The organism is Flavivirga amylovorans (assembly GCF_030540875.1).
Lineage (GTDB): Bacteria > Bacteroidota > Bacteroidia > Flavobacteriales > Flavobacteriaceae > Flavivirga > Flavivirga amylovorans.
The window spans coordinates 56,849-72,732 of sequence record NZ_JAUOEM010000008.1; the positions used below are offsets into that span (position 1 = coordinate 56,849).

At 31.8% G+C, this 15,884-nt stretch carries 15 protein-coding genes; 7 read left to right on the forward strand and 8 right to left on the reverse strand.

The genetic code is table 11. The features are described from left to right. Positions 1–99: 99 nt before the first annotated feature. Complete coding sequence (gene dnaJ / locus Q4Q39_RS18675; RefSeq protein WP_303284093.1) at positions 100–1,218, reverse strand: molecular chaperone DnaJ; 1,119 nt, start codon at positions 1,216–1,218, stop codon at positions 100–102. Between the two features lie 9 nt (positions 1,219–1,227). Beyond that, the gene (locus Q4Q39_RS18680; protein ID WP_303284094.1) at positions 1,228–1,779 is read right to left on the reverse strand and encodes a nucleotide exchange factor GrpE; all 552 of its coding nucleotides are present in this window, start codon (positions 1,777–1,779) and stop codon (positions 1,228–1,230) included. Between the two features lie 427 nt (positions 1,780–2,206). Between Q4Q39_RS18680 and Q4Q39_RS18685 the strand changes: the two genes are divergently transcribed. After that, positions 2,207–3,427, forward strand: coding sequence for a hypothetical protein (locus Q4Q39_RS18685; protein ID WP_303284095.1), 1,221 nt, complete (start codon positions 2,207–2,209; stop codon positions 3,425–3,427). Here the strand turns inward: Q4Q39_RS18685 and Q4Q39_RS18690 are convergent. The 3 genes from Q4Q39_RS18690 to Q4Q39_RS18700 form a co-directional block, all read right to left on the reverse strand. Beyond that, positions 3,419–4,324, reverse strand: a complete 906-nt coding sequence (locus Q4Q39_RS18690) for a TIGR01777 family oxidoreductase (RefSeq protein WP_303284096.1) — start codon at positions 4,322–4,324, stop codon at positions 3,419–3,421. The genes Q4Q39_RS18685 and Q4Q39_RS18690 overlap by 9 nt on opposite strands. Before the next feature lie 108 nt (positions 4,325–4,432). Next, on the reverse strand, positions 4,433–5,122 hold the full coding sequence (gene mnmC2 / locus Q4Q39_RS18695; RefSeq protein WP_303284097.1) for a tRNA (5-methylaminomethyl-2-thiouridine)(34)-methyltransferase MnmC2: 690 nt from the start codon (positions 5,120–5,122) through the stop codon (positions 4,433–4,435). Between the two features lie 2 nt (positions 5,123–5,124). Then, complete coding sequence (locus Q4Q39_RS18700) at positions 5,125–5,628, reverse strand: DUF4920 domain-containing protein (RefSeq protein WP_303284098.1); 504 nt, start codon at positions 5,626–5,628, stop codon at positions 5,125–5,127. A gap of 94 nt (positions 5,629–5,722) precedes the next feature. Between Q4Q39_RS18700 and Q4Q39_RS18705 the strand changes: the two genes are divergently transcribed. Further along, positions 5,723–6,790: a branched-chain amino acid aminotransferase gene (locus tag Q4Q39_RS18705; protein ID WP_303284099.1), complete on the forward strand. Its 1,068-nt coding sequence runs from the start codon at positions 5,723–5,725 to the stop codon at positions 6,788–6,790. 156 nt (positions 6,791–6,946) lie between these two features. On the opposite strand, the gene Q4Q39_RS18710 is transcribed toward Q4Q39_RS18705, so the two are convergent. Further along, positions 6,947–7,333, reverse strand: a complete 387-nt coding sequence (locus tag Q4Q39_RS18710) for a pyrophosphohydrolase domain-containing protein (protein ID WP_303284100.1) — start codon at positions 7,331–7,333, stop codon at positions 6,947–6,949. Between the two features lie 403 nt (positions 7,334–7,736). Between Q4Q39_RS18710 and Q4Q39_RS18720 the strand changes: the two genes are divergently transcribed. Further along, positions 7,737–8,807: a hypothetical protein gene (locus Q4Q39_RS18720; RefSeq protein ID WP_303284102.1), complete on the forward strand. Its 1,071-nt coding sequence runs from the start codon at positions 7,737–7,739 to the stop codon at positions 8,805–8,807. A 636-nt stretch (positions 8,808–9,443) separates the two neighbouring features. On the opposite strand, the gene Q4Q39_RS18725 is transcribed toward Q4Q39_RS18720, so the two are convergent. Then, a complete protein-coding gene (locus tag Q4Q39_RS18725) occupies positions 9,444–11,483 on the reverse strand; it encodes a dipeptidyl-peptidase 3 family protein (RefSeq protein WP_303284103.1) in 2,040 nt (679 codons plus the stop codon). 184 nt (positions 11,484–11,667) lie between these two features. Between Q4Q39_RS18725 and Q4Q39_RS18730 the strand changes: the two genes are divergently transcribed. The 4 genes from Q4Q39_RS18730 (at position 11,668) to Q4Q39_RS18745 (ending at position 15,121) form a co-directional block, all read left to right on the forward strand. Continuing rightward, positions 11,668–12,690, forward strand: coding sequence for an SRPBCC family protein (locus Q4Q39_RS18730; RefSeq protein ID WP_303284104.1), 1,023 nt, complete (start codon positions 11,668–11,670; stop codon positions 12,688–12,690). 3 nt (positions 12,691–12,693) lie between these two features. Continuing rightward, the gene (gene crcB / locus Q4Q39_RS18735; RefSeq protein WP_303284105.1) at positions 12,694–13,059 is read left to right on the forward strand and encodes a fluoride efflux transporter CrcB; all 366 of its coding nucleotides are present in this window, start codon (positions 12,694–12,696) and stop codon (positions 13,057–13,059) included. 142 nt (positions 13,060–13,201) lie between these two features. Next, on the forward strand, positions 13,202–14,050 hold the full coding sequence (locus tag Q4Q39_RS18740) for a helix-turn-helix domain-containing protein (RefSeq protein WP_303284107.1): 849 nt from the start codon (positions 13,202–13,204) through the stop codon (positions 14,048–14,050). Positions 14,051–14,110: 60 nt separating this feature from the next. Beyond that, positions 14,111–15,121, forward strand: a complete 1,011-nt coding sequence (locus tag Q4Q39_RS18745; protein WP_303284108.1) for an NAD(P)-dependent alcohol dehydrogenase — start codon at positions 14,111–14,113, stop codon at positions 15,119–15,121. A 121-nt stretch (positions 15,122–15,242) separates the two neighbouring features. Here the strand turns inward: Q4Q39_RS18745 and Q4Q39_RS18750 are convergent, their stop codons facing one another. Continuing rightward, the gene (locus Q4Q39_RS18750; protein WP_303284110.1) at positions 15,243–15,851 is read right to left on the reverse strand and encodes a DUF1684 domain-containing protein; all 609 of its coding nucleotides are present in this window, start codon (positions 15,849–15,851) and stop codon (positions 15,243–15,245) included. Positions 15,852–15,884 lie beyond the last annotated feature (33 nt).

A 15,884-nucleotide genomic window follows, 5' to 3' on the forward strand; every position in this document is an offset into this window, starting at 1 on the left:
TACATACTAATAACAAAACTATAAGAGAACTTTCTTTTATAGTTTAAAAAATTTGTGTACATAAACCTGGTCCTTATTACTGAAAAATATCTGTTTTTATTAAGAAAACATATCTTTCACTTTCTCAAAAAATGACTTATCAGAACTTTCTGGTTTTGGATCGAAATGCTCGTCATTTCTCATAGATTCAAAAAATTCTTTTTGGTGTTTATTTAACGTTTTTGGAGTCCATACATTTACGTGAACTAGTAAATCTCCTTTACCATATCCGTTTATACTTGGTATCCCTTTTCCTCGTAAACGTAAAATTTTACCAGACTGTACGCCAGCCTCAACTTTAATACGCACTTTACCAGTTACGGTATCAATTTCTTTAGAGGTTCCTAAAACGGCATCTGGATAACTTACATACAAATCGTAGTGCAAATTATCACCTTCTCGTTGTAATTTATCATGATTTTCTTCTTCAATAACAACTATAAGATCTCCTGAAACGCCATTTCCTGGTGCTTCATTACCTTTACTCGATACTTTAAGCTGCATACCATCTACAACACCAGCTGGTATTTTTATAGAAACTGTTTCTTCGGCTACTTTTAATCCTTGTGAATCTGCATCACTCGGTTTTTTATCGATAGTTTGCCCTGCTCCTCCACATACATTACACGGTGCAGATGTTTGCATTCTACCTAGAATAGTATTAGCAATACGCGTTACTTGACCACTACCATTACATGTTGAACATGTTTTATAGGTTGTTCCTGGTGCTTGAACTTTACGTTTTACTTTTATTTTTTTCTCTACGCCATTAGCAATTTCTTCTAAAGTCAATTTTACACGAATACGGAGATTACTTCCCTTTACACGACGTTGGCCTCCGCCACCGCCAAATCCAGAGAATCCGCCGCCGCCAAAACCGCCGCCAAAAATATCTCCAAATTGACTAAAAATATCATCCATATTCATACCGCCACCGCCAAAGCCGCCGCCATTTTCAAACGCTTGATGTCCAAATTGATCGTAACGTGCTTTTTTATCGCCATCACTCAACACCTCATAAGCTTCGGCTGCTTCTTTAAATTTAGCCTCGGCTCCTTTATCGTCTGGATTCTTATCTGGATGAAACTCTATAGCTTTTTTTCGGTAAGCTTTTTTTATTTCCGCAGAGGTTGCTCCTTTACTAACTCCTAAAACCTCGTAATAATCTCTTTTAGCCATGTCTATATTTTATTGCCCTATAACAACTTTTGGAAAACGAATTACTTTCTCGCCAAGTTTATATCCTTTTTCGATAACATCAATAATTTTTCCTTTTAAATCGTCACTAGGAGCTGGTATTTGAGTAACAGCTTCATGATCGTCTGCATTAAAAGTATCTCCTTTTTCAACTTTAACAACCATTAATCCTTTTTGCTCTAAAGTTTTTACTAACTTTTGGTAGATTAATAAAACACCTTTGCGTAGCTCTTCTGCTTCTTTATCTTCATCTATATGAGTTAGTGCGCGCTCAAAATCATCAAGAATTGGCAATAACGTCTTCATAACATCCTCACTTGCTGTGGAAAATAACTCAATACGTTCTTTAGAAGTACGACGTTTATAATTTTCAAACTCAGCAAATAAACGAAGAAACTTATCCTTCTCTTGTTTTAATTCTTCCTGAAGCTTTTCTTCTACTGTTTGTTCTTCTATAACTTGTTCTTCAACGTCAACAGTTTCACTTTGTACACTGTCTATTTGATCGTTTTCTATATCGTTCGTTTTGTCTTTCTTACTCATTACTGCATTTAAATTTTAACAAATACTAAAATTAGTTGGCAAAAGTACTGCCAATATTATAAAAATGTCATAATGTCATTAAATATTTTTTAATATTAATTAAAGAGGCTTTTTATCCATAATTTACTAGAGAATTATTTTTCTCGAATCACGTTTCTAATGGAATGTATAATTATTATGTGCAACAAAATTGCACAAAGCCTTTAATTGTCCTCTTTATAGATATTTAAGTAAAATAATACAGCATAAATATTATTGCTTGTTAGAAAATAATATAGGTTCAAAGGTAAATTATTTTGTTACATCCCATTAAAAATAAACTATAAGAACAAAGAACTTTTTTAATTAAAGTTGTCATCTTAATTATAAGATTTTATATATATATTCGCTTGCTAAAGATACCACAATAAGAGATCACACATTTACTATGTCCAAAAAAACAGCCCTAATTATACTTCTAATTTTAACGCAAAACATATTTTCCCAAGAAACTTTTAAGAAAGGGTACTTTAAAAATAATAATGGAGAAAAAATTAATTGTTTTATTTTAAACGAAGACTGGAAAAACAATCCGAAAACATTTATTTATAAACATAGTGAAAATTCAAAACCAACCAAAGGTCTTATTCAAAACATTTCAGAGTTTGGTTTTGACAAAACGAAGTTCACAAGGGCTTTTGTGAAAATAGATGCTTCAAGTAATCAAACAAACAAATTAAGCAAAACTAAAAGCCCTGATCTAAGAGATAAAACATTATTTCTAAAATATCTGGTTGAAGGAAAGGCTAATTTATTTGTATATCAGGATAACAATGCTAGACTTTTCTTTTTTAATAATAATGAAAAAATCGAGCAGTTAATCTATAAAAAACATTATACTTCCCAAACCATAACTAAGGAAAACAATCAATATAAACAACAGATTAACAGTAATTTAAAATGCAACACCTTAACAATAGATCACATAAAAAAACTAAAATATAATACAACGAGCTTAATGGAGTATTTTATTAAATATAATGCATGTAATGATCTCAATTATACAAACCCCATACAAGGAGAAAAAAATACCGGGAAATTTAATTTATTTATAAAACCAAGTATTAATTTCACTTCATTATCTACTGAAAATAAAAATAGTGCTCTAGGCAAAATAGACTTTGGCAATAATTTAAATTTTGGGATAGGTTTAGAATCAGAATTTGTCTTACCATTTAATAATGGGAGGTTTGCATTATTATTTGAACCAACATTTCAAAGTTTCAAATCTGAGATTGATGACTATGTTTATGTTAATACTACTTTAGGTCCCAAAACAACGAAAGTATCTATTAATTACAAAGGAATTGATTTACTATTCGGAATTAGGTTCTACTTCCCTATTAGTCGTTCTTCAAAAATATTTGTAAATGCCTTATATAATTTTAATACTATAGATTTGGGTTCTAATTTTGATTACGAAACAACTAGTTTATTAGATTTGGGATTAAGAGGAAAAAACTATTTTGCATTCGATATAGGCTATAAATTTAATAATAAAATAAGCTTAGAAGCTAGATTTTCCTCAAATCAAACAATAATAACAAATAGTTTGTTTGATACGAATTATCCTAGGACATCAATTATTTTTGGATATAATCTATTTTAATAAGTCCTCTAGAGCTAACAACAAGTGATGGTATTTAAAAACAAATCCCTTATTTTCTATTTTCTTAGAACTAACTCTTTGGCTTTCAAATAGCAATGTATGCATCTCTCCCAATACTAACTTTAAAAAGAATTTAGGAATATTAGGCAAAAACAAAGGTCTGTGTATCACATTAGACACCGTTTTTATTAATTCATTGTTTGTGACAGGGTTTGGCGCTACGCCATTATAAATGCCTTTTAAGTTATTTTCCAAAACATATAAAAACATATTTGCTAAATCCTGAACATGAATCCAGGACTGCCATTGTTTACCGCTACCAAAAGCTGCTCCTAATCCAAACTTAATAGGCTTGACCATTTCTTGAAGTGCTCCACCATTCTCAGCCAGAACCAAACCTATTCTTATCTTGGCAACTATGATATCTAATTTAGTAAACGCATCGACTTCTTGTTCCCAAGTCTGTACCACTTCACTTAAAAAAGACTGGCTAAAATCTTCAGAGGTTTCTTCATAATAATTGATTAAGGAGTCTGAATAAATTCCAATAGCACTAGCAGAAACAATCTGTTTTATAGTATGACTCTCTCCTTTTAAAGCATTAATCAATAATTGAGTCGTTATTTTTCTACTAGATAAAATGTCTTCTTTATAAGATGGTGTCCATCGTTTTGATACAGTCGCTCCTGCTAAATGTATAATAGCATCAACATTTTTAAAACAACCTATGTCAATATCTTGACTTTTCGGATTCCAATAAAACCCACGATAATTTTCTTTTTGGGATATTTTTGATTTACGCGTTGTTAAGTAATTAACCGCAATATCTTTTTCTTGACAAAGTGTTACTATCTCCTGCCCTACCAAACCTGTCGCACCTGTTATTAAAACTCGCATTCTCTTTTTTTATAAAGTTACAAAAAGACACCTCTGTTTGCTAACGTTTTATATTAGGTTTAACAGTCTACAATCTGCAGACCAGAAAATTATTAAGTGCACTTTAGATCACGCTTCTTTACAAGCGCGTAACATTTCACGCTTACCAGGCGGTCCTGGTAAACGTTCCACTATAAAACCAACTGCTTGCATAGCACGACGAACACTTCCTTTTGCTGAATAAGTAACCAATACGCCTCCTACTTTTAATGCAATATACATTTTCAAGAATATAGACTCAGTCCATAATTCGGGTTGTACTCTAGCTCCAAAAGCATCAAAATAGATCATATCATACATGTTCTTTTCTGTAATTTCTGAAAAAAAACGGTTTTGCTTCTCTATTGAAAAGTTTTCAGAAATCATATGCTTTTCCTCCCAAGCAACTTTATGCAGCTGTTTAAAAAGAGAGGCTTTACTTTGTGCATTTAATTCAATCGGGTAATTTAATTGATCTATTTCATCCGTTAAAACCGGATAACCTTCAACTCCAAAGTAATTAATATTAATATTTAACTTTTCTGCTTCTAATAAAGTAATAAAAGCATTCAACCCAGTTCCAAAACCAATTTCTAAGATAGATACTTGTTGATTTGTGTTTTTACTTTGTTCTGCATGACAAAAGTGATGTAAGCCATGCTTTATAAATACATGATAGGCTTCTTGTATGGCGCCATGTTTAGAATGGTATTGCTCATCCCAATCTGGTAAGTGAATAGTAGACGAACCATCTCCCGTTATTACAACTTCTCGTTTCAAAATTATTGTTTTAGTAAAACGCCATCTGCTTCAAATGAATACGTCCTTTCTGGTTTTGTAATAGCTTCAATATCTTCAAGAGATTTACCTGCATCTTCAGCATAGTGTCTTAATTCATCAATAGGCACTTCTTTTATATAAGCTTTTCCATTTACAATAACCTCTTTACCTGCTATGTTTTTAGGCACAAAAAAACCATAGTCTTTAAATTTCACCATGACTTCATTACCATCTTCTAAATTTAGAGTCATCCAACACCCTTTTGCCTGACAGACACTATTAACTTTAGCGAACATTTTAGAATTAATGGAATCTCCTACATTCATAGTTTTGTAGTGTGATGCCATAGAGGTAGCTGCAATAGCATCATCTGCAATAATCTCTTTTCCAAAAGATACATATTCTACAGCTTCTTTTTTTGGTGTTTTTTCAGATGATTCATCATTTTTCTTTTTGCAAGAATTTAACATTAAGGCACACACAATTACTAAGATAATCGACTTCATGTTATGAATATTTCAATTTTAAACGATTTATGTAAATATACCGTTTTTTTAAAAACGTTTTTACCTAAATTTGTATCATTAAATAACTAGACTTATGAACTCTATAATCAACAATATCGAGATTATAAAAGCCAAAACTACTAAAATAAATGATGTAGATTTTGACAATTTGAAATTTGGGCATGTATTTTCTGATCACATGTTAGAATGTAAATTTAAAGATGGTGAATGGCAAGCTCCTAAGGTTGTTCCTTACCAAGCTATTAATTTAGATCCATCTGCAAAGATTTTTCATTACGGTCAATCTGTATTTGAAGGAATGAAAGCCTACAAAGATACCAATGAGAATGTCTGGTTATTTCGTCCATTAGAGAACTTTAAACGTTTAAATATTTCGTCAAAACGTTTAGCGATTCCAGAATTGCCAGAAAATTATTTTATGGATGGACTTAAAACGTTATTACAAGTTGATAATGAATGGATTCCTAAAAAGGATGGGAGTTCTCTCTATATAAGACCTTTTGTTTTTGCATCTGGTAACGGTTTTCATGCATCTCCAGCAGATGAATATACATTTATTATAGCTTGTGCACCTTCTGGTTCTTATTTCTCTGGAAAAGTGAGGGTTTTAATTGAAGAAAAATACTCTCGTTCTGCCAATGGTGGGGTTGGTTTTGCAAAAGCTGGTGGAAATTATGCTGGACAATTTTACCCAACACAATTGGCTATAGAAAAAGGCTATCAACAAGTTATATGGACAGACGATAATACTCACGAGTACATTGAAGAAGCTGGTGCTATGAATATTTTTGTTCGTATAAATGATACGCTTATTACTGGTCCAACGAGTGATAGAATTCTAGATGGTATTACACGTAAAAGTATTATTCAATTAGCTAAAGCGGAAGGTATTCCTGTTGAAGTTAGAAAACTATCTGTTCATGAAGTAGTTACTGCTGCAAAAGATGGTTCTCTTAAAGAAATGTTTGGTGCTGGTACAGCTGCCGTTATTTCTCCTATAGCCGGATTTGGTTATAAAGGTGAAGATTTTGACTTACCTGAATTTGAAGATACATACGCTAGTTCTCTGAAGAAGCGTATTACTGATATACAAACCAATAAAGCCAAAGATCCTTTTGGTTGGAGGCTTAAAGTAGAATAAACATAGTATTCATTAAAAAAGAGGCTGTCTAAAAAGTCTATAAATTGTCATTTTGAGCGCAGTCGAAAAATCTCAACACGCTGGTATTCAAAATGTTTAATTTAAAGAGATTCTTCATTTCATTCTGAATGACACTTTTTTAGACAGCCTCTTTTTTTATTTATCTAAAATAGATTCAATATTAGGTTTAAAATAATTAGGTCCTTTTAGAACTTTTCCATCTTCTCTATAAATTGGCTGTCCGTCTTCTCCCAATTTACTCATATTACTTCGTTGTATTTCATCAAACACTTCCTCGATTTTATACTGCATGCCATGCTCTATAATAGTCCCGCATAAAATATAAAGCATATCGCCTAGTGCATCAGCAACTTCAACCAAATCATTATTATTTGCAGCTTCAAAATACTCTTCGTTTTCTTCTTTCATTAAATTGAAACGTAGTGTATTTTTATCTTTTCCTAAATCTGCTTTGGGAGATTCCCTATGCCCTATTTTAAATGCGGTATGAAACGCTTTTACGGCTTCTATTTTGTTTTTCATTATATTAATAGTGTTTTTTTAATTTCCTTGGAGAAGGAAATCTTTAGTGTTTTCTTAAATTTGCATAAAAATAACCATATGTTTAGTAAAGGTCAAATCATTTTTGGAGTTTTATTTTTTATTGCCTTCGCCATTATAATAGGATATACTTACCGAAAAGATTTAAAACTTCATAAGCGCTTTTACGCTGGTAGTATATGGATACTGATTGCTTTTATTGCTTTTATCTTATTAATAGTTGCTATAAAGTTTTTCTTAAAATAAACGCTTTGTCTGATTTTTTAAACACTTTATCGATTATATTGTCTTTTTAAGCGTAATCTTATGCATAATTTTTGCTCAACTAAACTAATATTTCTAGTTATGCACAATGAATTATATATTAACAAATGATAATAAAACTATGAAATTCTTTAAACCATTATTTACATTAATTGCTTTTTCAGTATTATTTTTTTCCTGTTCTTCGGATGATGATAATAATAGTGGAAATGAACAACTAGCAAATGAGCAAAATCAATTAGAAGAAGCTGATGTTCCAATAGCCAATTTAAATTCTGACATTTCTGTCGTAGGAGCAACAAAAAACCAAGGAACGCCTCCAGCACCTAATAGCAATTTAAATTTAGAAATAAGTTCTGATAAAGCTGAAGCTTTTCAAAACTCAGGTTTTAATCTAAAATTTTCTACAACAGAAACAAATATTGCTGGTGCTTACTTATTATTTAAAGATTCAGATAACAATAATGCTTCTGATTATTTTGATATTCCAGTTTCTGAGTTCAATACAAACAAATCTAGTGATACTAAAAACAAGTCTAGAGGGCCATTAAAATCTAGCAAAACTTTAATCGATGGTGAATACGAAATTGATGTAGATTTTGGAGACTCGTTTCCTCCTGGAAAATTTTGTGCAGATTTATGTATTTATGACGAACAAGAAAACATTAGTCAAATCGTTACCGTTTGTGTAGAAGTAGAAGCATGGGGTGGTAATGCAGCTATTGTTGGTGAATGGGTTCTAGAAGAGTCAACTGATGACGATAAATATGAGGTTACTTGTGAAAATCAACAAACAATTGAAGTTGATTATAGTATGATAATTAAAGATGAGGTGATACTTAACATTGAAAGTAACGGTGATTTCTATATAAAAGAATATGAAGAGTATAAAGCCATAAATACTGAAGCCACTGGAGCTGATTGTACTGCTACTTATTTCGATGAAATTAAAAAATACGATGACAAAGAAACTGGTAAATGGGCTTATAATGAAACTGACAAAACTTTGACTTTAGTATCGTTTAAATATGAAGATTTTATTGATCCGAAATATAGTGAAGATTACCCTAATGGAGATCTCATTTTAGAAAGTGGGGAAGTAAAATTTGTTGATGGAAAACTAGTAATTACTGATACTTACACAGAGGCTGGTCAAACTTACACTGATGTGTTTACATTTACAAGAAAATAAACTATATGATTTTCAGTCACCGTAATATACGGTTGACCATTTTTAATATTATTAAAAAAACCAGAGAAGTTGGCTTCTCTGGTTTTTTGTTATATAGTTGTCTCGTCTTGAAATAGCGTTACACAAAACCCAATGCAATGAAAACAAATTATGTAAAACGCACCGAAAAATATAGTAAAGAATAATTTCCCCTTAATAAAGTCTTTCAGCGTTGATGCCTCATTATTTAATCTTAATTTGTTTACAAATTGACTTTAGGCATAATTATTGCCAAAATCGCACTAAAAAACACCATGACATAATTAAATTCTTAGCTTAACAATAGCTTATTTCTAATTTTCAATGAGATTTAATGACTTTAGCCCACCCAATATCAGATGTTTATTGTTTTTAAAGTAAACGACTGTGGTAGGAAAAAGAAGATTTAATCTGTTATATAAATAGTTGCAAGATTTTCACGCAACCTTTTTTATTTTTTTGCATCTAATGTTTAACAAACAAACTCAAACTAATGAAAATACTAATTATAATTAGCATCCTAATAGTTGTTAATTTAATTCTTTTGACTTTTAGTGTTAACAAAAGAACAGATCCTTAATTTATATGGGTCTGTTCTTTTGTTATAAGTTAAATTAACTAGTTAACCTCTGGTAAAAAATTGTAGTTTTTGCTATAATTTAACATTTGGCCAGCAAAGGTTTCTGGTTGTGTCACTTTCACCCCAATTATTTCTCCTTCTTTATTTTTATCTACTACTAATACTGGATTCACAAAACCATTATATGGTGCCGATAAAAATTGCTTGTTACGTTCTAAAACCTCTGCATGTAAATCTTGATTTACTTTAACCCCATAACCTTCAACTAAAGCTTCTACTGCTTCATAATCGCCTTCAGACTTTATACGTTGTGTTTCACGTAATAATGTTCCAAAAAGTTCACGCAACTTATCATAATCATTAATATTGTAATACGTTTTTCCATCACGTACAACTTTTTCTATGACATTGTCTATTTTACCTTTCTCAAACACCCATGCACTTACCCACTGTCTATTTCTCATATGAGCTTCTTCAACATCATCACCTAAATTTAAACGAATTAATTGCATTACTAGACCATTTCTAATATAATCATCATAAGCCGTTTTCCCGACACTTTTCCAATCATCTACTAAACCTAGTTCTTCCAATTTAGCATCATATAAATAATACAATCCAACTAAATCAGCACGGCCTTCCTCTAAAGTTGAAGCATAATTTTTCAACGTTTCCTTGGTTTCTCCTACTCCTGGATTTAACTGTCCCGATGCATGACCTATAACCTCATGCAATGCTGTATGTAGCTTGTCTGCTAGTTGCCCATATTTTTCTGCTAATTTTAATTCTTCATTATCATGAGCAAACTCTTTTAAACGACCTGAACCACCTGCATTATTATAAGCATGTATAATATTTCCTAAAGAAACTGACTTACTTCCTACTTCTTTTCTAATCCAATTAGCGTTAGGTAGATTTACACCAATTGGTGTACTTGGTGATGCATCTCCAGCTTCGCCTGCTACTGTAACAACTTTATAAGAAACACCAATAACACTATCTTTTTTATGCGCTTCCATTAAAGGAGAATTGTCCTCGAACCACTGTGCATTATCCGATAACACTTTCATTTTTTGAGACATATCAAAATCATTAATTTGAATAATGCTTTCATATGAACCTCTATAACCTAGAGGATCATTATACACTTCAATAAAACTATTTATATAATCAATATTCCCAGCTGTAGCAGAAGTCCAGGCTACATTATAGTCATCCCACGTTTGTAAATCTCCCGTTTTATAATAATCAATTAACAAGCCTAGAGCGTTTCCTTGTGCCTCATTTTCAGCAACACTCTTAGCCAATTCTAGCCACTTAATAATTTCGTCTATTGCTGAACCGTATAAACCTCCAGATTTATAAACACGCTCTTTTAATTCGTCGTTTTCTTTTACTAATTGTGAATTCAACCCAAAAGACAACGGTCTATTAGAATTTGGAGATTTTTTTGCTGCATAAAAACGTTCTACATCATTATTAGTAACATCTGTTCCATAAAAATTAACCGCAGAAAGGCCTACATTATCAACACCTTTAGCTTGATTTACTTTTTTAGTATCTACATCATTAAAAATAACATCAAAAGCATCACCTTCTAAAGTAGTATTTGTTTCTGTTAATAACTGCTTTAAATAGTCTGATGAAAACTCTGGTTTTAATTTATCATTCGAATAATGATGGTGGATTCCATTACTAAACCAAACACGTTTTAAATACGTTTCAAAAGCACTCCAATTTGTAGATCCTTTATCTCCTTTATAATTAGAATACACATTTTCCAGCGCTTTTCTTATTTTAAGATTATGCCTATAGTTTTGATCCCATATAATATCTCTCCCTGCCAAACCAGCTTGAGTAAGATAATATACTAAGGTTTGTTCTTTTAAGGTTAAATTTTCCCATCCAGGAATTTGATAGCGGAGTATTTTAATATCTGCAAATTGCTCTACATTATGATCAAAAGCTGAGACTTCTTTAACTTCTGTTTTTTCCGGAGTTTGCTTAGATTTATCATGACCACATGACAAAAATAAAATAGCAATTAGCACTAAATTTAGTATTGATTTTAGTTTCATTATATAAAAATGTTTTTAATTATTGTTCAAAAAGTTGATTGATAGTCACCTGTAAATTATTGATTAATCACAAAAACAATTATTTGTTTAAGGAAAATCTATTTTCGATGTAACAAATATAATAATTTATTAAACGAGGTTTAAAAATGATTATATTTGATTTGTATAATAAACCAAAAAGACAATGAAAACTTTTAAGTACATTTTATTCCTATTACTTATTGCTCTTATAGGTACTGCTATTTACATTGCTGTGCAGCCTAATGAATTTGCTTTTTCTAGAAGTAAAGTTATCAAAGCTCCTGCTTCATTATTATTTAATAAAGTAAATGATTTCAAAAATTGGCCAGATTTTTCGCCATGGATTGAAAAAGAACCAAATGCCACTTTAACTTATGGAGAAACAACATCTGGTATTGAAGGAAACTATGGATGGAATGGAGATATTTTAGGTGAAGGTAGTATGAAAACTTTAGACGTTGAAAAAAATAAGTCTATTGATCAACATATTGTTTTTATAAAACCTTTTGAATCTGAATCTGATATAAATTGGACTTTTGAAAATACTGAAGAAGGTACCAAAGTAACATGGGGAATGAAGGGAAAACAAGATTTCATGACCAAAATGTATACCACTTTTGCAGGATCTATTGAAGAGGCTACTGGTCCAGATTTTGAAAGAGGTTTATTTAAACTGGATAGTATTGTTTCTGCAGATATGAAAAAATACAGCGTAAAAGTAGATGGCATCACCCAACATAGTGGTGGTTATTATCTTTACAACACGACATCTTGTAAAATTTCTGATTTAGAAGCTAAAATGACCGAAATGCTTCCTAAGGTTGGTAATTATGCTATGAAAAATAACATCACAATGGCTGGCGCTCCGTTTACCAGCTATCACAAATGGGATGTAGAGAATAATGCCGTTATGTTTTCATGTTGCGTTCCTACAACTGAAAAAGTGATTTCTTCGGATAGCGATATTCTTACTGGACAGTTAAAACCATTTAAGGCTATTAAAACAACGCTAAAAGGTGATTATGATAATTTAAAAGAAGCATGGGAAACGGCTTCTAAACATATAAAAGAGCATGGTTTAGAAGAGTTACATGATCAACCAGCCCTTGAGGTATACAAAACAGATCCTATGAGCTATCCTAACCCTGCGGATTGGGTTACTGAAATATACATTGCCGTAAAATAGTATATGAAGCATCTTTTATTGGTTTTTTTAGGTGGTGGTTTTGGTAGTGTACTACGTTATATTATTGGAAAATATTTAAATAGCGCAGAAACTGGTATTCCCTATGGCACTTTTGCTGCTAATATTTTAGGAAGTTTACTCATTGGTATCATACTTGGCTTAGCGGCAAAAAATGATTCGCTAACACAAAATCAAACCTTACTTTTAGCTACTGGTTTTTGTGGTGGTTTTACCACCTTTTCAACGTTTGCCTACGAGAACCATGTGTTTTTAAAATCGGGTGACTTTACAAGTTTTGCTTTTTATACTATTGCTAGTTTTATTGTTGGATTTTTGGCTGTGTTCTTGGGGATGTTTTTAGTCAAGTAAAAACCTTGACTTTGTAAAAATTTTCTTCTACCTTCGTTTAACAAATGATAAAGTTCATTAAAACGGAACTTTATCTAAGCATTAGCACCAATTATAGAGGAGGAAACAAAAAGAATTTAACCGAGAATAAGGGATAAACTTCATGGCGAATATATTTAATCAAATCCTACTTTATGAAAAACCATTATTCTCATGGTATAAGGTTTCTACGCCCTTAGAAAATGAAATAAATTTACCAGCCGAATCTTGTTTTGCCTACATTTTAGAAGGTGATGCCCAAGACCTAACAAAATCAGGATTTTTAGCTACAAAGGGGACAGTTATTCTTTCATTATGCGGCAAAACAGTCGGTCGTAGCTTCTCAATAATTAAAACTGGAAATTTAATAAGTGCTATTGTTGTTCATTTTAATAGAGAAGTACTGCAAAAAGTTTTTGATGGCGAAAAGCCAAAATTTTGGAAAGAATTGGATCACCCCTTAAAAAAAGACACCTTTCAAGAAGATGCTACTGCCTTAGTAAAAGCCTATTTTTTGAGTATTGCTAAATTTTTCGACCACAAAAATGCACTCAGCGAAGAAATTTTGGCGGTTAAGTTAAAAGAGATTATTCTACTCCTCCTGCAATCAGAAGAACCTTCAAACTTGAATTTAATTATGAGACGTTTATTTTCTGATAAGATTTTTTCATTTAGGGAAGTCATTGATTCTAATCTGTATGAACCTTTAGACCTTCAACGCTTGGCAGCCATGACAAACAACAGTATGGCCTCTTTCAAAAGAAAATTCAACAAATTGTATGACAGCACACCAGCTAAATACATTACTCAAAAGAAGTTGGAAAAGGCACGAAGCATATTAGCCTTTACTCAAAACTCTATAAAAGAGATTTGCTATGACTGTGGATTCACTAATACCTCCAGTTTTTCGCGAATGTTCAAAAATCAATATGGCTGTTCGCCCACGGGATTTAGAAAGAACCTCAGTGAATAATGATTGAGCCTACAGGTCAAGACTGCATCGTCACTCCTTTATAAATTTGCTTCAAAAAATATGAAACATTTAAAATTAATGCGTGCTATCGTTTTTCGTAACTATGGCGATCCTCAAGAAGTAATGGAACTTGTCGATGATAGAAAAATACCTAAGCCTAATAAGAATGAAGTTTTAGTGAAAATTGAATGTGCCTCCATTAATGCTGCAGATAGGTATATTGTCAGGGCTAATTATTTTATTATTCGAATGGTTTTTGGACTTTTCAGACCTTCTAAGAAAAAAAGGATCTTAGGAATGGACATTGCTGGAACGATTCAACTCATTGGTAAAAATGTTAAGGGTTATCAAGTAGGTGATGCGGTCGTAGCTGATATTCGCAAATCTTTTGGAGGAGGCTATGCAGAGTATGCAATCGTAAATGCACAACACTTAGTTAAAAAGCCAGAAGCAGTTTCTTTTGAAAAAGCCGCAACAGTACCAATATCTGGTCAAGCTGCAATGATGGGAATGATCCTTTGTTCAATTAATCCTGGAGATAAAGTGTTGATCAATGGAGCTTCGGGTGGAGTAGGGTCTTTTGGTGTTCAGATAGCAAAAGCTCAAGGTGCCTATGTAACGGCTATTTGTTCAACCAAAAAGGTAGAAGCTGTAAAGAGTTGGAGAGCAGATGAGGTTGTTGATTACAGAGAAAAGGACTCAATCAAAGCATTAATAGGTAATGAGTTTGATGCTGTTTTTGATACTGCATCTTTCGAATGTCCAAGCCGATACAAACAGATTTTAAAAAAAGATGGTAAATATGTATTAGTCGGTGGTGATTTTTACAATATGCTTAAAGTAAAATTTCTTGGCCGATTTGGTCGTGGAAGTCAGAAATTCATGGCTTTAACTCAAAAGGTTGAGGTTACAACAAATATAAAAACAGTACTTGAAATGATTGCTGATAAAAAGATAAAGCCCGCTATACAAAAAGTTATTTCATTAAAAGACGTACCAGATGCTCTTCATAGTCTTGAGCAGCGTACCGTGGTTGGTAAAATAGTTGTAAATTTAAATAAGGAAGTCTAAACCTATCCATAAGAAAAAAAAGGCTAACACTGTATATGAAATCATAGCCGCCTATCGGCAGGCTACGCTTCATATATTAACCGTTAAACGAACATAATAACGAGAAGCAAGTATAGTATACCTAATACTTACTAAAAGCCTTCACCCCTGCCTCTATTCGAGTTTTTAAATAATTTTTTCTGGGTACTAAAGGACAAGAATATTTATCATTATAAGCACAATATGGGTTATACGCTGTATTAAAATCTATGATAAAAGTGTCTCCTTCTGGAATTCTGGCATCAAGATAACGACCTCCTCCGTAACTTTCAATACCATTAGTTTCATCTAAAAAAGGTAGAAATAAATAATCTTCAAAACCTTCTTTTTTTATCAAACCCTGATTTTGGTAAATGTTTAATGTAAAATTTTCTCCTTTTAAGTTAAACATTAACTCACCGTATTTCACATATTCAGGAAGTCTGGTAGTCGTGGTTTTCATTTTAAAAGGTCTTTCATTTGGGGTTCTTTTAAACTGGGCTTTTACAATATAAGTAGAATCAAATTTAAAGAAATCCAAACCTCTAAAATGCTTTCTATCTTTATCTTTTAATGGTGATGTTGTAGCATCTTTATATTCTGCATTTATTTTTTTTTGAAACTCAGTTTCTCCTAAAAGCGTTTTTTTATCTTGAGCACAGCTGAATATAGTCGTTAAAAATAATACGGTTAAAAGGTAATTTTTTATCATGCTTTTCTATTTATAGATGACTGTAATATGTTT